This is a genomic window from Cupriavidus sp. PB-02, assembly GCF_058252315.1.
On sequence record NZ_CM177694.1, the window covers coordinates 1,706,391 to 1,726,728 of the forward strand.

At 66.0% G+C, this 20,338-nt stretch carries 16 protein-coding genes; 5 read left to right on the top strand and 11 right to left on the bottom strand.

The window, feature by feature from the left end:
* Positions 1–79 precede the first annotated feature (79 nt).
* From AC10V3_RS08215 to AC10V3_RS08230, 4 genes are all read right to left on the bottom strand, one after another.
* Complete coding sequence (locus AC10V3_RS08215) at positions 80–1,702, bottom strand: ATP-dependent acyl-CoA ligase (protein WP_051369708.1); 1,623 nt, start codon at positions 1,700–1,702, stop codon at positions 80–82.
* Positions 1,703–1,761: 59 nt separating this feature from the next.
* Positions 1,762–2,880 carry a porin gene (locus AC10V3_RS08220; RefSeq protein ID WP_051369710.1) on the bottom strand — a complete coding sequence of 373 codons (1,119 nt, stop codon included), beginning with the start codon at positions 2,878–2,880 and terminating at the stop codon, positions 1,762–1,764.
* Positions 2,881–3,217: 337 nt separating this feature from the next.
* A complete protein-coding gene (locus AC10V3_RS08225) occupies positions 3,218–4,177 on the bottom strand; it encodes a Bug family tripartite tricarboxylate transporter substrate binding protein (protein ID WP_022534635.1) in 960 nt (319 codons plus the stop codon).
* 51 nt (positions 4,178–4,228) lie between these two features.
* Complete coding sequence (locus tag AC10V3_RS08230) at positions 4,229–5,653, bottom strand: amidohydrolase (protein ID WP_022534636.1); 1,425 nt, start codon at positions 5,651–5,653, stop codon at positions 4,229–4,231.
* A 120-nt stretch (positions 5,654–5,773) separates the two neighbouring features.
* Between AC10V3_RS08230 and AC10V3_RS08235 the strand changes: the two genes are divergently transcribed.
* Entirely contained in the window at positions 5,774–6,796 is a 1,023-nt protein-coding gene (locus AC10V3_RS08235) for a LysR family transcriptional regulator (RefSeq protein ID WP_349604563.1), read from the top strand.
* A gap of 84 nt (positions 6,797–6,880) precedes the next feature.
* Here the strand turns inward: AC10V3_RS08235 and AC10V3_RS08240 are convergent, their stop codons facing one another.
* The 5 genes from AC10V3_RS08240 to AC10V3_RS08260 all read right to left on the bottom strand — a co-directional run bounded on the left by AC10V3_RS08240 (position 6,881) and on the right by AC10V3_RS08260 (position 12,266).
* Positions 6,881–8,275 carry a hypothetical protein gene (locus tag AC10V3_RS08240; protein ID WP_022534638.1) on the bottom strand — a complete coding sequence of 465 codons (1,395 nt, stop codon included), beginning with the start codon at positions 8,273–8,275 and terminating at the stop codon, positions 6,881–6,883.
* A 356-nt stretch (positions 8,276–8,631) separates the two neighbouring features.
* Positions 8,632–9,228 (bottom strand): peroxidase-related enzyme, encoded by a 597-nt coding sequence (locus AC10V3_RS08245; RefSeq protein ID WP_022534639.1) that lies wholly within the window; start codon positions 9,226–9,228, stop codon positions 8,632–8,634.
* The gene (locus tag AC10V3_RS08250; RefSeq protein ID WP_041681348.1) at positions 9,225–9,761 is read right to left on the bottom strand and encodes a CMD domain protein; all 537 of its coding nucleotides are present in this window, start codon (positions 9,759–9,761) and stop codon (positions 9,225–9,227) included. The genes AC10V3_RS08245 and AC10V3_RS08250 overlap by 4 nt, the downstream gene beginning before the upstream one ends.
* A 32-nt stretch (positions 9,762–9,793) precedes the next feature.
* Positions 9,794–11,263: an FAD-dependent oxidoreductase gene (locus tag AC10V3_RS08255; protein ID WP_490923480.1), complete on the bottom strand. Its 1,470-nt coding sequence runs from the start codon at positions 11,261–11,263 to the stop codon at positions 9,794–9,796.
* Positions 11,256–12,266 (bottom strand): LysR family transcriptional regulator, encoded by a 1,011-nt coding sequence (locus AC10V3_RS08260; protein WP_490923482.1) that lies wholly within the window; start codon positions 12,264–12,266, stop codon positions 11,256–11,258. The genes AC10V3_RS08255 and AC10V3_RS08260 overlap by 8 nt, the downstream gene beginning before the upstream one ends.
* A gap of 209 nt (positions 12,267–12,475) precedes the next feature.
* Here AC10V3_RS08260 and AC10V3_RS08265 point away from each other — a divergent pair, with 209 nt between their 5' ends.
* Positions 12,476–13,960 carry a glycine betaine ABC transporter substrate-binding protein gene (locus tag AC10V3_RS08265; RefSeq protein ID WP_041681009.1) on the top strand — a complete coding sequence of 495 codons (1,485 nt, stop codon included), beginning with the start codon at positions 12,476–12,478 and terminating at the stop codon, positions 13,958–13,960.
* On the opposite strand, the gene AC10V3_RS08270 is transcribed toward AC10V3_RS08265, so the two are convergent.
* A complete protein-coding gene (locus AC10V3_RS08270; RefSeq protein WP_022534644.1) occupies positions 13,957–15,375 on the bottom strand; it encodes an aminotransferase-like domain-containing protein in 1,419 nt (472 codons plus the stop codon). The genes AC10V3_RS08265 and AC10V3_RS08270 overlap by 4 nt on opposite strands.
* Before the next feature lie 149 nt (positions 15,376–15,524).
* On the opposite strand from AC10V3_RS08270, the gene AC10V3_RS08275 reads away from it, so the two are divergent.
* The 3 genes from AC10V3_RS08275 to AC10V3_RS08285 all read left to right on the top strand — a co-directional run bounded on the left by AC10V3_RS08275 (position 15,525) and on the right by AC10V3_RS08285 (position 19,026).
* Positions 15,525–15,764 (top strand): DUF2970 domain-containing protein, encoded by a 240-nt coding sequence (locus tag AC10V3_RS08275; RefSeq protein WP_490923483.1) that lies wholly within the window; start codon positions 15,525–15,527, stop codon positions 15,762–15,764.
* Between the two features lie 141 nt (positions 15,765–15,905).
* Entirely contained in the window at positions 15,906–17,156 is a 1,251-nt protein-coding gene (locus AC10V3_RS08280; RefSeq protein WP_490923672.1) for a cytochrome c, read from the top strand.
* A 25-nt stretch (positions 17,157–17,181) separates the two neighbouring features.
* Positions 17,182–19,026, top strand: coding sequence for an NAD(P)/FAD-dependent oxidoreductase (locus tag AC10V3_RS08285; RefSeq protein ID WP_022534647.1), 1,845 nt, complete (start codon positions 17,182–17,184; stop codon positions 19,024–19,026).
* 47 nt (positions 19,027–19,073) lie between these two features.
* On the opposite strand, the gene yihG is transcribed toward AC10V3_RS08285, so the two are convergent.
* Positions 19,074–19,976 (bottom strand): 1-acylglycerol-3-phosphate O-acyltransferase, YihG family, encoded by a 903-nt coding sequence (gene yihG / locus AC10V3_RS08290; protein WP_041681351.1) that lies wholly within the window; start codon positions 19,974–19,976, stop codon positions 19,074–19,076.
* Positions 19,977–20,338: the final 362 nt, after the last annotated feature.

Below are 20,338 nucleotides of genomic sequence, written 5' to 3' on the forward strand. Positions count from 1 at the left end.
TCGATGAGTTTGTTGCGTCGCTGACTGGTCCGGGCGTCCATAGCGCTCATAAGATTCGAGCGCACACCACCCACTGAATTCATGAGCGCTTGAGCCGGTATCCTGAAGCATCCAGGTCCCAGGTCTGTTCGGTTACGCCGCGCTCACGCAATTTGTACTTCTGAATCTTGCCGTTTTCGGTTTTTGGCAGGTCAGGCGTGAATTCCAGATACCTCGGCACCGCAAAATAGGGTAACCGCGGTTCACAGAACTGGATCAACGCCATCGGATCGATCTGCGCATCACGGCGCAGTACGACCATCGCCATCACCTCATCTTCCGCCAGCGCGGAGCGCACCGCGAATACCGCGGCAGTCTCGACCGCGGGATGGCTGAGAATGACCTGCTCCACCTCGTACGACGAAATGTTCTCGCCGCGGCGACGAATGGCGTCTTTTTGCCGGTCCACGAATCGGAAGTAGCCATCCGCTTCGCGCACCACGCGGTCGCCCGTGTGAAACCAAAGGTTGCGCCACGCGTCTACCGTCTTTTCCGGCATGCCGAAATATCCGGTGGCGAACGCGAACGGTTGCTCGGCGCGCAGAATCAGTTCGCCCGGCTCGCCGTGCGGTACCTGCTGGTCATTGTCATTCACCACGCGCGCCTCGAACCCGGCGACAACCTGGCCCATATAGCCCGCGCGTTGCTGCTGAATGCCGCCGCCAATCGCGAAATTGGTTTCGGTAGATCCATAGCCATCGAGTAGACGAATGCCGGAGCGTGCCGTGAAGTCTTCCTGAAATTTCCCTGGCACGCCGGGCGCCAGCGCAATGCGTACGGTATGGGCGCGCTCGGCCGCCGCAATCGGGCGCCCCAGCAGAATCGGAACCATGGCGCCGAGCACGAAAGTCACCGTTGCCCGCGTTTCTACCAGGCTATCGAAGAAACGGCTGGCGGAAAACCGACGGTCCGCCACCAGCGTGGCGTCATGGATCAATGCCTGATAGAAGCTGTTCAGCGCATTGGTATGGAACAGCGGCAGGCAGGTGTAAAGGACATCCCCTGCCGTCACACCGAGATGATGCCCCGTATAGTGGGCCCACCAATAGAACTGGGCGTGCGGGCAAATCACGCCCTTCGACAGCCCGGAAGTGCCCGAGGTGTACAGGATGGCCAGTGGGTCGCCATCCGTCAACGCAGCAGGAGGGACCGCGGTGCCGAGCGGCGGCATTGGTATGGGTTCCCACTGCGACGGCAGCGGAGCGTCGGCCGACACCTCGCCAATCAACCAGATCCGTTCGAGCGCGAGACCAGGGGCGTCCAGCGCCGTGACTGCGCCGACCAGATGGGATTCCGCTACCAGCAGGCGCGCACCGGAATTCCGCAGAATGTGTTCGAGTTGCAGACCCCGTGAGGCGGTGTTGACAGGCACCACGACCGCGCCCAGCCAGGCACAGCCGAGCACGACCTCCATGAATTCGACGCGGTTGGAACATAACAAAGCCACGCGGTCGCCGCGCGTGATTCCCTGGTCGGCAAGACTGCCCGCCCGCCGCGCTGCAATCGTACAGGCGTCGTTGCCCGTCCACTGCGTCGTGCGATCCGAGAAGAGGGGCGCGTCGCCGTTACGCGCCGCCCGTGCGGCCAGCAGGGCAGGCAACGTGTACCCGGTCGCACCATCAGGTATGGAATCGAGTGAAACATCTGTAGATTGAATCTGCATTCTCATCTGCGCGAACTCTATCGATTTTTGATAACTTTGATTGGAAACCTGGCGCAGCATCAGAAGCGCATGCGGATCCCCGTGGCAACGATGCTGACATCGTCACCGGGCTGACTCAAGGCAACCCCGGCGAGCGAGCCGATTGCGTTCTTCTGGTTCAGCACATAGCCAAGGCGGGCATACAAGGCCGTGGTCTTCGACATGTTGTAGTCGTAGCCCAGCCCAATCGCGAGCGAGTCGCCACTGGCCTTGCCTGCCACGTTGCGATAGACCGCGGAGAACTTGATGACACCGGGCCCCGTTGGAACGCTGAGACCGACCATATGACTGGTCGCAATGAAGTATCCGGCGCGGTCAGGGTTCGTCATGTTGAACTCGTAAGTGGCGTTGGTACCGCCAGGGAAGGAATACATCCCGCCGGCACCCAACCACCTGTTCCTCACCGAGGACACGGTCGCGGTGGGATCCGTATTGATGATGTTATAAAACACCCCGAGGTAGAGCGGGCCACTTGCGTACTCAAGTTGAGCCCCGTGGAAGCTGGATTCGGGATAGCCTGGCGTGGTGACGCCGCGCGGCGCATGCAGATATTCGAACTGGAAGCCGCCGAGGATCGGGGTGGTGTAGGAAATGGCGTCGCTGATGCGGGAATCGCCGATGGTGGCACCCCTTCCCAGATCGGAACTCAAGCTGACCAGCGATGCAAGGGGGGAGAAAGCTCCCACGCCCAGGAACGGATCAATCGCGATCGACAGCTGGGTTGGATACTGGCGTCCCAGCTTGATTCTTCCCCACTGCCTGGAAATCAGTGAAATGTTGGCTTCGCGATTGAAAAGACTGGATTCACCCTCTGCGGTGGTAGCGCCTGCGCTCCCATTTTTCAACTTGAGCCCGCTCTCCAGGTTGAAAGCCACGGACAGTCCGTTACCCAGATGTTCAACACCAAGCAGCCCGAAGCGCGAGGTCGCGCCTGCGCCGCTCTCTGACTGCAGCAGGCGATTGCTCCCCGCACGCGAATACTGGATGCCGGCATCGGCGACACCATAGAGGCTGAGTCCGCCTGATCCCGGCATCGGATCGGGTTTCAGGATTTGGAAAGATTCTGCCGCGGATACGGCAGTTGCTAAGCAAACTGGAAATGCAGCCAGATATCTGGGTATCTGCTTGATCAAAGACACGTCTTCCTCCGGTTTTTATTATCTGAATCTTGAGCAGGCCGCGACCACATCGCGCCCGGCGTGCAGCTGTTAATCTACGAATGCCTGAGTTAGAAGTCCCACGCGGCCGGTGGCGGTGGAATGCCTCGGAGAGTCGGGAATTTGTGAAGGTGCGAGTTCGCTTCGACGACTGTCCGCAGCAATGCATTGCTGCGGATCACAGCCGGCAACAGAGTCGCATTCGTCCCGGAAACCCGGGAGCGAATGAATCTTGGCCCGCAACTGCGGAATAGGGCCTCGCTTCCGCTATTCGGGTAACCTGGATCGCATCAATATTCGAGACAGCTGATCGGTGGCCTCAGTTGCTGACAATAGACTTGTACCGCTGCGTCTCCATCTTGATCAGCTCGAGGGCGTCTTCGTCGTCACGCGCAGGAACGCCGATCGCATCGTCAAGGTGTCGACGGAACTGCGGGCTGTGTAGCGCGCTTTGCAGCGTCGACTTCAGCTTCCCGACCACGGGAGCGGGGAGGTTCTTCGGGCCGGCGAGAACAAACCAGCCCGTCACATCGTAGCCCTTCAGCAAGGGGTGCTCGGCTACCGTAGGAACGTTCGGGAATTTGGCGGACCTCTCCTTTGTGGTCACTGCGATGGGTACGACCTTACCCGCATCAATCAGAGCCTTCGCCGATGCGATTCCCATCACGCCAACCTCGAGGTTGTTTCCCGCGAGATCAGTACCCAACGGCGCGACGCCACGATATGGAACGTGGGTCATACGGGTATTGGTTCTTTGCATCAGGGACTCCATCGCATAGTGCAGCATCGAGCCGATCCCCGACGTGCCATAACTCAGCGCGCCAGGCGCGCTCCTCATGCGCTTGATGAGGTCGTCGGTCGTCCGGATACCACTTTTCGGGGAGGCCAGGATCATCGCACCCTGATGCTCCACTACGCCGATATAGGTGAAGTCCTTTGACCCGTCATACGCCTGCTGCGGATTGAACAACCTGGTCGCGACCAGCTCGTTGGTGGAACCAAGCAGCAGCGTGTAGCCGTCCGGCGCGGCGCGTGCCACCTTTTGCGCGGCAATCGCTCCGGTGGCGCCACCGATATTCTCGACAACAACAGTTGCCCCAAGCGAGGTGGAAAGGGCTTGCGCCAGCGCTCTGGCGGCAACATCGGAAGAGCCACCCGGGGGATACCCCACGACGAGCGAGATGGGCTTGGCCGGATATGCACTTTGTGCTTGCACAATGCCACAAAATGAACAAATTCCCAGCATTGCGATGGTGTTAAGAATCGTCTTGAGCTTCATCGGCTTCTCGTGAAATGATCAGAAAGTCTCGGCTTGCGTTCACTGGCTGGACTAGCCGCGTGCGGGGGGAGGCATGACCTCGGGCGGGATCGGGCACTCATAGGGACGCTGGCCTCTCTTGCGTTCTAGTTCCTGCCTGGCTTCGCGCAAGGTGTCAGGCGTTCCGGCAAGATCGATGGCCGTTGCGGCCAACGTTTTCGCTGCCAGCAGCATCCCCTTGTGAGCAAGGGATAGCTTGCCCTGGGCCACCATTTGCCATGAATGAAAGCCGGTTCCCCACGCATAGCAGGCGGTCAGGCATTGTGTTGTCGGAACGACCCAGCTGACATCGCCGACATCCGTCGACCCGGTGACGGGGCGTTTGATGTCGGGGTGATAGGGAAGGACTTCGGTAATGATGGGTCTGGGATCGCGCAAGGCAGCGGCAAAATGACGCGAGCTGTTGGCCAGGTCATCCGCATTCACCGTGTTCTGTATTTTGGCTGCAAAGTCGGTTTCGCTTGCATTGACTTCCAGTCCGCCAAGCGCCCGCATGTTGCGATCCAGGATCGCATCGAACGTGTCATTGTGGAGGATGTTCGAGCAGGCCTTATCGAAGATGATTTCCAGGCGCGTGCCCGTCATCAATGCGGCACCTGCGGCAATATCCTTGACGCGTTTGAAGAGATCGATCGCTTCTTCGCTGCGCGGGGCACGGATCGTGTAAAGAACCTCGGCAAGGACTGGGATGACATTAGTGGATACTCCCCCCGAGTTGATGTAGGCAAAATGCACGCGCGCCTCGTCAGGCATGTGCTCGCGGAGATAGTTGACTCCGATGTTCATCAGTTCCGCCGCGTCAAGCGCGCTTCGCCCCAGGTGCGGAGCCAATGCCGCATGTGACGACTTTCCGTGGAAACGGAAATAGGCCTGCACATTGGCGAGGGTGGCATTCATGAACACGGAGTTGGCGACGGACGGGTGCCAGCTCAGGGCCACGTCCAGGTCATCGAACAGGCCGTCGCGGGCCATGAAGGTCTTGCCGGCGGCTGCCTCCTCGGCCGGGCACCCGTAGAAGCGGACCGTGGCGTCGATGTTGTTTGCTGCAAAGTAGTCCCTCGCGACCACCGCAGCCAGGTGGGCCGCAGACCCAAGGAGATGGTGACCGCAGCCATGACCGTTACTCGTGGCCGCGCCCGCGGCGGGCATGCAGGTGAGCGCGCCGCTTTCCTGACTCAGCCCGGCAAGTGCATCGTACTCCCCGAGAAAGCCGATCACGGGCCCTCCCGAGCCGGCTTCGGCGACGAAGGCCGTTGGCATGTGTGCCACGCCTCGATTGACCTTGAAGCCCGCCTCCTCGATCAGCGAGGCGTGCAACTCGGCTGAGCGAAACTCCGCATAGCGCATTTCGGCCAGCGACCATATTTCGTTGGCCAGGGAGATGTATCGGTCCTGCTTCGCTTCGACGAGGTCCACGACACTTGCTATATGCTTCATATACGTTCCAGGTGATCTACGCGGCGCGTGCCACGGCTCGAAGGGGATGCATCCTTGGGCGATGCAATATCACCGGGCAAAGCATATTTGGTCGGGCGGGGGTTCGGTAGGCAGCTATTTGTGTCGCCGTTCACCATTGGTTGCCCTGGCTCTCAACCCAATTTTTTGCTCGAAATGAAGCTTCATCAACTCCGCGCACTTGTGGCGATCGCCGACAGCGGAAGCATCCGGAATGCGGCCAGGGCCACCTCCCACTCACCGGCCGCCATCACCAAAGCGGTCCGTGAACTGGAAGACGAAGTCGGGGTGACCTTGATCATTCGCGAGACGACGGGCATCACCTTGACCCAGGCCGGGCACGTCCTGCTGGAACATGCGCGTCTCACTGTGGGTGTGCTGGCGCGCGCCCGGCAGGAAATGGACGTCTTTGCCGGAAAGCGGAAAGGGACCCTGGCGGTTGGTATCCCGGCCTGGCTGGGCATGACCTTGCTTGGCGAAATCGCCGGCCGCTTCCAGCTGCAGATGCCGGACACCCGGCTCGAGTTCTTCGAGAGCCTGCTTACGGTAACGGTGCCAAAGCTTCGCGATGGCACGCTTGACCTCTCGATAGGGCGAATGTACTTGTCCCAGTCGGAGGAGTTCGCCCAACTGCCGCTCTTCTCGACCGGATACGCCGTGGTGGCGCGAGCTGGCCATCCACTGGCCGAGTGCCGGACGCTACAGGACCTTAAAGGAGCCACCTGGATTCTGAATCGTGATTTCGCGGGGGAATCCGATGGCGTGGTCGAGAGCGCATTCAGCGACTATTGCGCCCGTTACTCTCCCCGCATCCATATCTCGCACTCAAGCGTGATAGCCACGAACCTGATCGCCAGCACGGACTTTCTCAGCCTCATGCCCTGGCCATTGGCGGAATTATTGTTGGCAAAAGACGGGCTTTGCGTGTTGCCGATCAGGGATGCGCTGCCAGATGCCAGGATCAGCATCACGCATCGGCGTGCAGTGCCATTGGGCGCGGCGGCCAAGTGTTTTATCGACGCAACCATGGCTGTGATACGGGAGTCAGCCAACTCGACAGATCCCGCCAAACGACGCTTCTTTCGCGCGATTGAGTGTCTGCTCGATGATGGCAAGTCGAAATGACATGAAGGGCCACGCACGGAGCAGGCAGTCGCCCGGGCGGACAGGCGGCTTGCTTAAGGGTTCGCTTCGCCTTTGGCCCGTTGCTCAGTAAATGTTCTCCACGCGGTCTTGTTGCCCGCGGATTTCCTCGGGACTGAGCACGATATAGCCCAGGGATTTCAGCAGCTGCACGGCCTCCAGTTCCGCATCCAGGTACACCGGCCGCTCGGGGCGGCGCGCGCTCGGCGCGGTCGGCGGCAAGGCGGTGCGGGCGTGTGGAGCGGGTGCTGCCTTGCCATCCGGCCACCTGGCAGTCAGGATGCGGCAATGCTCCAGGTTGGGCTTCCAGGATACGTCGACGGCGGCATTGAACCTCGCGGTGCAAAGCCGCAGCCGCTTCAGCGCCTTCAGCCAGTTGACGAAGGTGTCGCGCTGTGAGGACTGGTAACCCTTCAGGAGGGTATTGAGATGGTCCTGCGCAGTGCCCCCGTCGGTGGCGTGATCCTCTTCGAGTAACGAAATCTCAAGCGCCACGCGCTGGCGTCCGTCCTGATCGTAGATCGCACATTCGCCGTCGAGCACGCCTTCGTGCAGCAATTCGCACAGCAGTGCCCAGGTTCTTGGATTCTTGTCGAGCCGGCCTTCGAGGGTTGGGTCCAGCTGGCCGAGAATGTCAGGAATGGGGCGATTCTTGTCCGACTGGACGGCCAATGCGAAAGCCAGCGCGTTGTCCGATGGCCGCTCGCCGCGTGCCAGCATCTGCAGGGACGCTTCCGTAAGTTCGCGGATTTCCGCGGCGGTATCCACCGCATGCATCCATGCATAGTCATCCAGACTTGCGCACAACTTGCGCGCGGGCCGGGCCAGCTGGCCAGCCAGCCTCTGGACAAAACTTGTGCAGACAGCGCAGCGACATTCCAGGCGGCCAGCATGCAGGAACCCGGCGTACAAGCGCTCCTGATGCCCGCAGTGCGCGCATTCGACTGAAAAACCGCCTTGCCGCGCCGGCCGCTGCGTCGCGAGCAGCCCATCGACCTGGAAGTGCGCCGGTCCGTCGCAGCATGGACAGATCCATTGCAGCTTGTGCGCGCCGTCGCGAGGTGCCACCGTCCGGTCAAACTGGCGCTCGATGGCGCTGCTCGGAATGCCCTGCGACCGCCCTAGTACATCTGCCGAGTAGCGCCAATAGCAATAGGAGTGGGCGGCCGCGGCCGCCTCCGGGGCCAGGCGCTGCAACGCTGGCAGAAGTTGGGTATTGCGCCGGATCTCGTTCTGCATCGAATCGACCAGCGCCACGCCGCCGGGCATCGCTGCCTCGAGTGCGGCGCGGCTCTGTTCGACGAAATCCGGCACATGGGCCTGGCGGATGAAGTCCTCGTTCTCCAGCCAGAACAAATGCCCGGGGAGCGCTTCCAGTGACTCGATGCCATCCCGGACTTCCGACATGCCCGGGCAGGCGAGAAACGTGAAGGGTCTGCTAAACAGGAAAGCATTTGTCATGTTTTGTCAGCGGGGTATCCCCGCCCACGAGCCTGCAAACGCCCCGCGTGCGATAGTCTCACCCCGTGACTGTGGCAAAGCCGATCGCGCGGAGCGCGCATGCCTGATGGCGCGGTCCGCTTTTGGGGACTTCCCCCTTCTTTTTTTGAAGCTGGCAGATTTGTACCTGCCGCATGGGACAGCATAGGCGACACTGCCGCTTCCTGACAAAGGAATCGAGAACCACTCTCACAATGAGAAATCTCCCCCGATGCCTGCAAACTTCGCGCCGGAAGGGAAATCCTCATGGACGCAACAGCACAGCAGGCAGGCAGCCTTGATGGGCTGCCTGCTCCCGCTGTAGCCGTGTCACATGCTTATGCGCCTGTCTCCTGCGGAAACACCGGCTCCCCCAGATTCAGCATCAACCGGTTCGCCCACGCAAAAATGGCAACCGAGTGGATCAGATCCAGGATCTCCCCATCCGTCACGCCCGCCTCGCGCAGCGGCTTGAGCTGTTCGGCAGTGACCTCGGCCGGCCGCTCCGTCAGTTCGATCGAGAACCGGGCGATCGCCTGCTCGCGTGCCGTGGTGCCGGCGGTGCGCGGGTTTTCGAACACCTCCCGGATTACGTCATTGCGCTTGGCCAGCTGCTCGAAGCGCTGCGCATGGACCGACGCGCAATACACGCAGCCGTTGATGCGCGACACCACCGTGGTCGCCAGCTCGCGCTCGGCGCGTGGCATGCCGCCGGGGGCATACATGATGGCGTTGAAAGCGGTGGAGCGCTGGCGCAGGATCTCGGGCTGGTGGACCAGGAAGCGGTAGTAGTCCTGGACCTTGGCCTTGGGGTGGCTTTCTTCGAGCACGGCGATCTGCTCGGGCGTGGCCTGGTCGAGTTCGACCACGTCGAGCCAGGCTTTCCAGTCCAGCACTTCGTTGGTGAAACCGTGGGATTTGATGATCTCGCTCATGCCTGGGCTCCGGCGGCGGTGTCGTTCAGGGATTTCAGCGCATCCAGGCCGGCCACCAGCCGGACCTGGTACGACAGGAAGGCGATCAGCTGCGCCAGCGTGACCACGGCCGGCGTACTCAGGCCTGCGGCGGGCAGCGCCTGCAGCGCGGCCTGGTCGCCTTCGACGGGCTTTTCGATCAGCGTGCGGGTGAAGGCCAGCATGGCGCGCAGGCGCGCATCGGCGATATCTTCGGCCTGGCCTTCGGCTGCGATGCGGATGTGGCCGGCATCGGCTGCGCTCTGTTCGAGCCGCGCGCGGTAGTGCGCCGCCAGCGCCGGCGAAGGCGTCAGGCGCGCCGCATACAGCGCGACCAGCAGGCGCTCGGCCAGCGACAGGCCGGGCAGGGCAGGGTCGAACAGCGCGTCATAGCTGCCTTGCGTGGCGGCCACGACCTTGTCGCGCTGGTGGCGCAGCGCGTGCGTGGCGCCGCCCGGCGCAAGGCCGGTGAGCTGGTCGATCAGGTCGACCGCGGAGGCGGGGGGCTGGGTCATCGGAATCTCTTCGTTCAGGTCGGGTGTCAGGTTCAAACCTTGGCGGCGGTGCGCTGCGCCGGCGGCCGGGCCGGCGTCCATTCGTCGCCAAAGACTTCGGGCTCGGCAAAGTCCTGCAGCGCGGTGTAGTGCAGTTCGACGTCTTCCTGGTACAGCAGCGCGGCAATGCCCTGGCCGAGCCGGCGCGCGCCGTCGCTGATGGCGGGGATGTCGCCCGACACGGTGCCGTGCGACAGCGCTGCCGGATAGCAGAAGCAGTGGATGCGCGTGAGGCCCGGGCAGGCGCCTGGGGTCTTCTCCCGGAATTCAAAGGCTTCGCCGAGGTCGGGCGAGTCGGACAGCTCGCGGTCCTCCTGTCCATGCGGCGGCGTGTAGCGGTCGCGCCAGTAGCGGATATGCGGGGCGAAGGCAGCAAACTCCGCCCGCGTTTCCAGCGCGATGCGGAAGCCCGTCGAGAAGATCAGGAAATCGAGTTCGAAGGTGCCCTGCGGCGTCTGTACATACAGCACGTCGCCTTGCGCGTCGATCGATTCCAGCCCGGCACCGAAGTTGAAGTACGCATTGGCATGGCGCGACACGCGCAGCGTGCTGCCGCGTGGCGGCGGCACCTGCTGCGTGTTGATGTAATTGCGCAGCCGCCATTTCCATGCGTCGGGCAGCCCGGAATGGCCGTGCGTCAGGCCCGGGTTGCCGGCGCCCTTGCTCTTGTTGACGCGCGGGATGTCCTGGCGACGCACCAGCATTTCGACGCTGGCGGCACCGGCTTCCAGCGCAGTCGCGGCGCTGTCCATGGCCGAGGCACCGGCACCCACCACGCCCACGCGCTTGCCGCGCAGCGTGGCGTAATCCATCTCGTCGGACGAGTGCGCCCACAGGTGGCGCGGCAGCTGGTCGGCCACCGGCGGCACGTAGGCGCCGCCCAGGCCGTCGCGGCCGGTGGCCAGCACCACGCGGCGCGCCAGCACGGTCTGCGGGCCGTCCGGGGTCTGCATCGACAGCGCCACCAGCCCGTCGGCGCGCGGCACGATCTGCTCGACTTGGTGGTCGTTGCGGATATCCAGCGCCAGGACCTGCCGGTACCAGCGCAGGTAGTCCATCCACTGCAGCCGCGGGATCTTGTCCAGCGCCTGCCACGCGGCCTCGCCGAACTGCGCTTCGAACCAGGCGCGGAAGGTCAGCGCCGGCAGCCCCAGCGCGGGGCCGGTGAGCTGCTTGGGCGAGCGCAGCGTGTCCATGCGCGCGGTGGTGGCCCACGGGCCTTCGAAGCCTTGCGGGGCGCGGTCGAAGGCGCGCACGCGGATGCCCAGCTGCGTCAGCGTGGCGCAGGCCGCGAGCCCCGCCATGCCGCCGCCGATGATGGCGACGTCGAGCACGTCGTGTCCGTCGTGGGTGCGCGGCATGGTCCAGGCCTTGGCCGGCAGTTCCAGCCAGGACAGGTCCTGGCGCAGGCGCGCTTCGAGCGCGGCCAGGCCAGCAAGGGTGGGAGCGGGTTGGTCAGTCATGGCTTGAGGGTCCGGCATCTTGTGAGAGCGTTTCGGCGTCGGCGCTGGCGTCGCCATAGAGCGATTGCAGCAGCGCACCGTGTTCGGCTGGCGCGCGCCGCACCAGGTCGGGCAGCAGTGCGGCAGCGGCGTCGGCCACCGCCTGCACCAGTCCCAGCACCGCGGTGCTGGCGGGGCGCGCCTGCGGCGTGATCACGCCGAAGTAAAAGGGAATATCGGCATCGATCGGCCGCACGGCGATATCGGCCAGCGGCAGGCCGCGCGCGGTCACCGGCTCCAGCACCGCGATACCTAGCCCGGCGCGCACCAGCGTCAGCGCGCTGATCGAGGTGTTGGTGTCGATCACGCCAGCCGCTGGCACGCCTGCGCCGGCCAGCGCGCGGTCCACGCGCCGGCGCAGGCGGTAAGGGTTCTGCATGGTGACGATGCGGCGCGCGCCGCAGTCGTGCAGGGCGATGGACGCCTGCGCGGCGAGGGGATCGTCGGCGCGGACAGCCGCCACGCAGGCAGACTGGCCGATCCAGTGCACGATCACGCCGCGGTGCTCCAGCGGCAGGCTGTTCAGGCCGATCTCGGCGGCGCCGGTCAGCACCGCGTGCACCACCTGTTCCGGCGACACGCTCTGCACCTCGACGCGTTCGGGCGTGCACAGCCCGCGTTCGAAGGCGAGCGCCAGCGCGGGCGGCAACAGCCCGGCGGCAAGCGCCGGCGTGGCGGCTATCCGCAAAGGGCGGCCTTCACCGCGCGCCAGTGCCGCGGCCCGCGTGCGGATCTGCTGCATGCCGGCCAGCGTCTGCTCGACCTCGTCATAGAGCAGGAAGCCCTGTTCGGTCGGGCTTACGCGGGGGCCGCTGCGAGTGAACAGCGCAAAGCCCAGCTCGGCCTCCAGCTCCTGGATCAACCGCGTGATCGCCGGTTGCGAACGGCCGAGCAGGCGCCCGGCGGCGGTGACGCTGCCGGTGGTCACGACTGCGGCGAAGGCTTCCAGTTGCCGGATTTCCATGGCGGAGGTTGATGTATGCGTAATTCGGATTCTGATGCCTTAATCATGCAGTTGGCAAATACTATTTAGGGATAAGACCATGCGGCAGCTATGATGTAGCGATGCCGGGCGCACACCGGCTCACCATCGGGACAGACGATTTGGCTTGGATCCGTGGCAGTCGGCGTATCGGAAAGGCAGGGCGAACGCTGTGGCAGCTTGGGGCGTGGGTGCTGGCTGGAGCACTCGCAGCCGCCACGCCTGCGCAGGCGGCGGATGCTTTGCGCGTCGGCTCCAAGCGCTTTACCGAGTCCTACATCCTTGGCGAACTGCTGACGCAGGCGGCAGGCCCGCCCGGCATCGCCCAGCACCTGCCGGGCCTGGGCAACACCGCGATCGTGTTCGAAGCGCTGAAGGCCGGCAGCATCGACCTGTATCCCGACTACACCGGCACGCTCGCCGCGGAAATCCTGAAGCTGCCGCACGGCGCCGGGCTCGACGCCATCCAGAAGGCACTGGCGCCAATGGGATTGGGCGCGGCGATCCGGCTAGGCTTCGAGAACACCTACGCGCTTGCCGTCTCCGACAGCCGCGCGCCCGGCAGCCTGCACCGGCTCAGCGACCTGGCCGCGCAGCCGCAGCTCAGGCTCGGCCTGTCGCACGAGTTCCTCGGCCGCGCCGACGGCTGGCCGGGGCTGGCCAGCCGCTACGGCCTGCCGCAGCGCCCGGTCGGGCTGGACCACGGCGTCGCCTATGAAGCGCTGGCAGCGGGGCAGGTCGATGCGATCGACATCTATTCCACCGACGCCAAGATCCGCAAGTACCAGCTGCGCGTGCTGGAGGACGACCGGCACTACTTCCCGCGCTATGACGCCGTGGTGGTGTACCGGCTGGACGTGCCACAGCGCTTCCCGCAGGCGTGGCAGGCGCTGCAGCGGCTGGCTGGCCGCGTCGGCGCCGACGACATGATCGCCATGAATGCGGCTGCCGAGATCGACGCCCAGCCGTTCGATGCGATTGCGCGCGCGTTTCTCGCCGGCACACAAGCGCAGCAAGCAGGGCATGGCAATGACGCGCCGCGCAGCCGGCTGTGGTCGGCGCTGTTCGGCCCGGACACCACGCGCCTCGCCCGGCGCCATGTCGGCCTGGTGGCGGGCGCGGTCGGTGCGGCGACGCTGGTCGGCGTGCCGCTGGGCATCGTTGCGGCGAGACGGCGCCGCACCGGGCAAGTGGTGCTGGGCGCGGTCAGCGTGCTGCAGACCGTGCCGTCGCTGGCGCTGCTGGCCATGCTGATCCCGCTGCTGGGCCGCATCGGCGTGTGGCCGGCCATGGTCGCGCTGTTCCTCTATGCCTTGCTGCCGATCGTGCGCAATACCAGCACCGGGCTGGAACAGGTACCGCAGGGCATGCGCGATGCGGCGCGCGCGCTAGGCCTGCGCGGCGGCCAGGTGCTGCGCTACGTGGAACTGCCGCTGGCGCTGCCGGTGCTGCTGGCCGGCGTCAAGACCGCGGCCATCATCAGCGTGGGCACGGCGACGATCGCGGCCTTTGTCGGCGCGGGCGGCTTTGGCGAGCGCATCGCCACCGGCCTGGCGCTCAACGACGCCACGCTGCTGCTGGCCGGCGCGATCCCGGCCGCGGTGCTGGCGCTGGTGGTGCAGGCAGGATTCGAGACGCTCGAATGGGCGCTGCGCCGCCGGCGCGACGCGCGCTAGCCTTGCCCTTGCTGCGCGATCAGCCGCCCGAGCGTGGCGACGGCGGCCTCCGCCTCCTCGTCCCACAAGTGCCCATAGTTGAGCCGGATGCAGTTGCGATACCCCTGCCGCGCCGAGAAGATCGGCCCCGGCGCAATGCCGATGCCGGCCTCCAGCGCGGCATGGTGCAATGCCAGCGCATCGAATCCCGCCGCGAACTCGACCCACAGGAAGTAGCCGCCCTCCGGCCGCGACACGCGCACGTCTTCCGGGAAATGCTGGCCGATGGCATCGATCATGCGCCCCTGCTGCATCTCCAGCACGTGGCGCAGCTTGCGCAGGTGCTTGTCGTAGCCGCCATGCTGCAGGTACTCGGCCAGTGCCACCTGCGTGGGCACGCCGGCCGACAGCGTGGTCATCAGCTTGAGCCGCTGGATCGCCTCGCCGAAGCGGCCCGGCGCCACCCAGCCGATGCGGAAGCCCGGCGCCAGCGTCTTCGAGAACGAGCTGCAATGCATCACCAGCCCCTGTGTATCGAAGGCCTTGGCCGGCAACGGACAGCGGTTGCCAAAGTAGAGTTCGCCATAAACATCGTCTTCGATCAGCGGTACCTGGTGCCGCGCCAGCAGCGCCACCAGCGCCTTCTTCTTGTCTTCCGACATGCTGGCGCCCAGCGGATTCTGGAACTGCGTCATAAACCAGCACGCCTTGACCGGATGCCGCGCCAGCGCCGCGTCCAGCGCGCCCAGGTCGATGCCCTCGGCCGGGTCGACCGGGATCTCCACGGCCTTGAGGCGCAGCCGCTCCAGCGCCTGCAGCGAGGCATAGAAGCCGGGCGATTCGATCGCGACCACGTCACCTGGCTGGGTCACGGCCATCAGGCACAGGTTCAGCGCCTCGAGCGCGCCGTTGGTGACGACCAGGTCCTCGGCCGGCTGCGGTGCGCCCGCGCCGAGGTAGCGCAGCGCAATCTGCCGGCGCAGCGCGGTATTGCCCGGCGGCAGGTCGTTGACCGAATGCCACGGGTCGAGCGCGCGGCCCGCACGCGCCAGCGACTTGCCCAGCCGCTCCCACGGAAACAGCTCGGGCGAGGGGAAGGCCGAGCCGAACTGCACCAGCTTGCGGTCGCGCGCGGCTTCCAGCACCGAGAACACCAGCTTGGAGATATCCACCTGCGTCGATACCTGGCGCGAGGGCCGTACCTGCGGCTGCGGCAGCTCGCGCCGTGCCGGCCCCGCCACGTAGTAGCCGGAGCGTTCGCGCGCCCGCACCAGCCCGCGTTCTTCCAGCCGGTAGTAGGCCTGGAACGCGGTGGAGGGGCTGACGCCGTACTGCGCCACGGTCTTGCGGATCGACGGCAGGCGCGTGCCCGGCGGCAGGCTGCCGTTGCGGATATCGGCGGCCAGGGTTTCGGCGAGGGCTTCGTACCGTTTCATCGGGGGCAGGCAGGGGAGCAGGGTGGTGTCATTATCGCCGGCTCCCGGCAAACTGATATGTAAATTTTTCAGGTATCTGATGCTGTTATGACTGACGCAGGCGGCTCATAATCCGCTCTTGTATCCACAGGCTTTATCCAGGAGATGCCATGAGTCAGTTAAGGCTGTTGCGAACCGTGCTGTGGGGTTTTTTCGGCCTGCGCAAGGGGCAGGAGCACCAGCGCGACCTGGAGAACCTGCGCCCGGTGCCGCTGATCCTGACCGGCGCAGCCGTGGCCGCCGTGCTGGTGGCATGCCTGGTGCTGCTGGCCAACTGGGCCGTGTCCAGCGCAACAGCGCAGGTGCCTGCCCATACTTTCGCCATTACACCCGCGATTGCACTGGCCTGATTGGCCGGGTTTGTGCCAGCATGGATAAACAACCCACCCGATAATAAGCTGACCGTCCCCATGTTTCGCCCCACCGGGCGGCATCGCGCCGCCGCATCGTTGCCGGCGCGCCTGCTGCCCTGGCTGTGGCTGGCGCTGGCTATGCTGGTGCCGCTGCTGTCCGCGCCGCGCCTGGCGCTGGCCGCCGCCGGCGCCGACGCGCAGCAGATCGAGCGCGGCCGCTACCTGGCCCGCATCGCCAACTGTGCCGCCTGCCATACGCGCGAAGGCGGCAAGCCGTTCGCCGGCGGGCTGCCGATCCGCACCGCGGTCGGCACCATCCACTCGACCAACATCACGCCGGATGCGGCCAGCGGCATCGGCGCCTACACGCTGCCCGAATTCGACCGTGCGCTGCGCAAGGGCGTGGCGCGGGACGGCAAGCGGCTGTACCCGGCCATGCCGTACCCGTCGTATGCACGCATGCGCGCCGAAGACGTGGCGGCGCTCTACGCCTACCTGCGCGCCGAGGTGGCGCCGGTCGCGCAGCGCAACCCGGCGCCTGAAATGCGCTGGCCGTTCGGCGTGCGCGGGCTGCTGTCCGTGTGGAACGTGCTGTTCCTCGACGACGACCCGGTCCGCACCGACCCGGCACGCGGCGAGGCCTGGAACCGCGGCGCCTACCTGGTGCAGGCGGTGGCCCACTGCGGCGCCTGCCACACGCCGCGCGGCCCGCTCTTTGCCGAGAAGGGCCTGGACGAGCGCAGCCGCCACTTCCTGGCCGGTGCCAGTGTGGAAGGCTGGTCCGCCACCAACCTGACCGGCGACCAGCTCACCGGCCTGGGCGCATGGTCGCGCGCCGATATCGCCGAGTTCCTGCGCACCGGGCGCAATGGGCACGCGACCTCGTTCGGGCCGATGTCGACGGTGATCTCCACCGCCACGCAGTACATGAGCCCGGCCGACCTCGAAGCCGTGGCCGCCTACCTCAAGTCGATCCCCGGCGCACGCGGCGAGGACAAGCCGTTCCGGCCCGATCCCGCCACCGCGCAGCAGCTGCACCAGGGCCGCTTCGACCAGCTCGGCGCGCGCCAGTATGCGGTGTTCTGCATGCCGTGCCACGGCGCCGACGGCAAGGGCTTTGCGCGCGTGTTCCCGCCGCTGGCCGGCAACCCGACCGTGGCCGATCCGGACCCCGCCTCGCTGGTGAACCTGCTGCTCGACGGCGCCGTGACTGCACGCGTGGGCACCGCACCGGCGGACTACCACATGCCCGGCTACGGCTGGACCCTGGACGACCAGGAGCTGGCCAACGTGCTGACCTTTATCCGCGCCGGCTGGGGCAACCGCGCCGCGCCGGTGCGGGAAGCCGAGGTGGCGGCGCGGCGCAAGGCGCTCGCCGGGCACCGCTGAGCCGAAGCCTTTCGATGAGCACCCGATGACGATCACGCGCAGAGACTTCCTCAACGGCACCGCCCTGACCATCGCCGCGGGGCTCGCCCCCGTGCAACTGCTGCACGCGCAGCAGGCCGGGGGCGGGGCGGTGTATCCGCCGGCGCTGACCGGGCTGCGCGGCAACCACGCGGGCACCTTTACGCTGGCCCACAGCCTGGCGCGCGAAGGCGCGAAATATCCCGTGGTACTGGCGCGCGAAGCCTACGACCTGGTAGTGGTCGGCGGCGGCCTCAGCGGGCTGGCCGCGGCGTGGTTCTACCGGCGCCGCTTCGGCGCCAACCGCCGCATCCTGATCCTGGACAACCACGACGACTTCGGTGGCCATGCCAAGCGCAATGAGTTCACGGTGCGCGGCAAGCGGCTGGTGACCTATGGCGGCAGCGCGGAGATGCCGCCCAGTGCCGCCACCGACGCCGCGGTGCGCGAACTGCTGGCGGGGGTGGGGCTCGACGCCGCGCGCCTGCCCGGCCCACCGCCCGCGGACCCGTATGCCGCGCTCGGCATGGGCCGCGCCGTGTTCTTCGATGCCGAGCATTTTGGCCGCGACCAGTGGGTGCCGGGCGATCCCTTCGGCGAGCTGATCGATACGCGCAGCGGACAACGGCCGGGCAGTCCCGAGGCCGCGGCGCTGATGCGCTTTCTCGACAACACGCCGCTCCCCGCCGCGGACCGTGCCGCGCTGGCGCGGCTGGCAGCCGGCACCACCGACTACCTGCCGGGCGTTTCCGCGACCGAGCGCGCCACCGCACTGCGCACGCTGCGCTACAGCGCCTTCCTGCGCGACAAGGCCGGCATCGGCCTGGCCGGCCAGCGCTTCCTGCGCAGCCGCAGCAACGATGCCTATGCGCTCGATGCCGATGGCATTTCCGTCACCGATGCGATCGCAATCGGGCTGCCGGCCGGCGCCAACATGCCCGCGCCGGCGGGCAATGCGCGGCTCGGCAAGTCGCCGGCATCGCGCCTGTGGTTCCCGGACGGCAACGCTTCGCTGGCGCGGCTGCTGGTGCAGAAACTGATCCCGGGCGTGGCGTCGCTCGCCAGGCCGGCCGATGTGGCCACGGCCGCGTTCGACTACAGCCGGCTGGACCGCGACGGCGCGCCGGTGCGCCTGCGCCTGAACAGCACCGCGATCGCGGTCGAGCCCGACGGCAATATCACGCGGGTGACCTACGGCTTCAGCGGCAACCTGCATCGCGTCGAGGCGCGCCATGTGGTGCTGGCCGGCTACAACATGATGATCCCGTACCTGCTGCCGTCGCTGCCGGCGGCGCAGAAGGCCGTGCTGCACGACGAAGCCAAGGCGCCGCTGGTCTACACCAAGGTGGCGCTGGACCACTGGCAGTCCTTCGCCACGCTGCGCACGCGCCGCATCCACGCACCGGCCATGGCCTATACCGACCTGTGGCTGGAACCGCCGGCGGGCGACCAGCCATCCGACCCGGCGGTGCTGCACATGCTCTACGTGCCTACCGTACCCGACAGCGGCATGCGCGCGCGCGACCGCTTCCGCGCCGGCCGCGCCTTCCTGCTCGGCACGCCGTTCGACGCGCTCGAGCGCGAGATCCGCGCGCAGCTCGACCGCATGCTCGGGCATGCCGGCTTTGCGTCGAAGGACGTGATCCGCGGCATCACCGTCAACCGCTGGGCGCACGGCTACAGCTACATGCCGGACAGCCTGGCGGGCGAGAACGTCGCGCCCGATGCGGTGTGGCCCGGCCTGGCCGGCGTGGGCAATATCAGCATCGCCAACAGCGACAATGCCGGCAGCCCGTCGGTGACGGCAGCGGTCGCGCAGGGGAAACGGGCAGTGGCCCGGTTGCCCGGGTAGGCAACGGCTGCCCGCGCAGGGCGTTCGCGCTGCGCCGGCGGGAGCGGTCAGTCAGCGCGCGGGGCGACCAGCGCCTCGATCTCGGCGTCCTTGGCGTCCCACTGCTGTGCCAGCCAGTGATGGAATTCGGTCCGGAAGGCCTTGTCGCTGCCGTAATCGGCTTCGCAGAATGACGGCGGCACTGGCAATTGCCGCATGCGCACCAGCACCGGGCCGGCGCGCCCGCAGGCGAGGTCCCAGAAGCTCGGCGCGCCTTCCGGGTAGGCGATGGTGACGTCGATCATCGAGCGGAACCTGTTCCCCATCGCATTCAGCGCCACCGCCAGCCCGCCGGCCTTGGGCTTGAGCAGGTGGCGATACGGCGACGCCTGCGCCTCGCGCTTGGCCTCGGTAAAGCGGGTCCCTTCGGCAAACACCATCACGCTGGTCGGCACCAATGAAAACTTCGCGCACGCGCGCCGCGCGGTTTCCTGGTCCTGCCGCCGCAGCGCCGGATTGCGCCGCAGCTGCGCCTTGCCATGGCGCTTCATGAACGGGAAATCCAGCGCCCACCACGCCAGGCCGATCACCGGCACATAGATCAGCTGGTGCTTCAGGAAAAACTTCAGCAGCGGAATGCGCCGGTTCAGCGACCGCTGCAGCACGAAGATATCGGCCCATGACTGGTGGTTGCAGTTCACCAGGTACCAGTCGGCATAGCGCAGTCCGTCATTGCCCTGAACATCCCAGGGCTCGCGCTGGATCCACGCAAACCAGCCGGCATTGCAGGAAATCCATGCGGTGGCGATCCCGTTCAGCAGCGGATCGATGCGGCGCCGGACCGCCGCGAACGGCAGCGCCAGCTTCAGCAACGCCAGAGCGAACAGCAGCAGGCACCAGAACAAGGTGCTGGCGATCAGCAGCGTCCAGCTCACGACGCCGGTGATCCAGGCCAGGCGGCCGTGCGGCATGAAGGCCCGGCGGCGCCGGCGCAAGGCCACCGTCGGTTCGTCGATCTTCGGTTCAGGGGTACCGGGGGCGCGGGAGGGCGAGGAAGGAATGGTGGTCATGGGTGCCAGTTTGCGGGCCGCGATTGGATCAGGGCTTGCGCATGGTCAAGGCGGGCGGTGTTGGGTGGGGTCTGTGGAAACCCCGACTCCCTTCAGCAGCCCGATCGTCATCAGAAGGAATCTCGCAAGAAAATCGGTCAACAGGCGGACTCGCGTGGGTAACCGGTCCCGGCTGGGGAAAACAGCCGGGAGCGGGGGCGCAATGCACTGTCCACTATGGCAACGATTGTACGAGATCGCAGCGCCAACAATCATCGGGCACA

Coding starts and splice junctions, on each gene's coding strand:
- AC10V3_RS08245 (WP_022534639.1), bottom strand. CDS start 9,228: ATGAGCGAGATCATCAAATCCCACGGTTTCACCAACGAAGTGCTGGAC.
- AC10V3_RS08250 (WP_041681348.1), bottom strand. CDS start 9,761: ATGACCCAGCCCCCCGCCTCCGCGGTCGACCTGATCGACCAGCTCACC.
- AC10V3_RS08275 (WP_490923483.1), top strand. CDS start 15,525: ATGAGTCAGTTAAGGCTGTTGCGAACCGTGCTGTGGGGTTTTTTCGGC.
- AC10V3_RS08240 (WP_022534638.1), bottom strand. CDS start 8,275: ATGACAAATGCTTTCCTGTTTAGCAGACCCTTCACGTTTCTCGCCTGC.
- AC10V3_RS08280 (WP_490923672.1), top strand. CDS start 15,906: ATGCTGGTGCCGCTGCTGTCCGCGCCGCGCCTGGCGCTGGCCGCCGCC.
- yihG (WP_041681351.1), bottom strand. CDS start 19,976: ATGCCGCACGGCCGCCTGGCCTGGATCACCGGCGTCGTGAGCTGGACG.
- AC10V3_RS08230 (WP_022534636.1), bottom strand. CDS start 5,653: ATGAAGCATATAGCAAGTGTCGTGGACCTCGTCGAAGCGAAGCAGGAC.
- AC10V3_RS08255 (WP_490923480.1), bottom strand. CDS start 11,263: ATGACTGACCAACCCGCTCCCACCCTTGCTGGCCTGGCCGCGCTCGAA.
- AC10V3_RS08285 (WP_022534647.1), top strand. CDS start 17,182: ATGACGATCACGCGCAGAGACTTCCTCAACGGCACCGCCCTGACCATC.
- AC10V3_RS08225 (WP_022534635.1), bottom strand. CDS start 4,177: ATGAAGCTCAAGACGATTCTTAACACCATCGCAATGCTGGGAATTTGT.
- AC10V3_RS08260 (WP_490923482.1), bottom strand. CDS start 12,266: ATGGAAATCCGGCAACTGGAAGCCTTCGCCGCAGTCGTGACCACCGGC.
- AC10V3_RS08270 (WP_022534644.1), bottom strand. CDS start 15,375: ATGAAACGGTACGAAGCCCTCGCCGAAACCCTGGCCGCCGATATCCGC.
- AC10V3_RS08215 (WP_051369708.1), bottom strand. CDS start 1,702: ATGCAGATTCAATCTACAGATGTTTCACTCGATTCCATACCTGATGGT.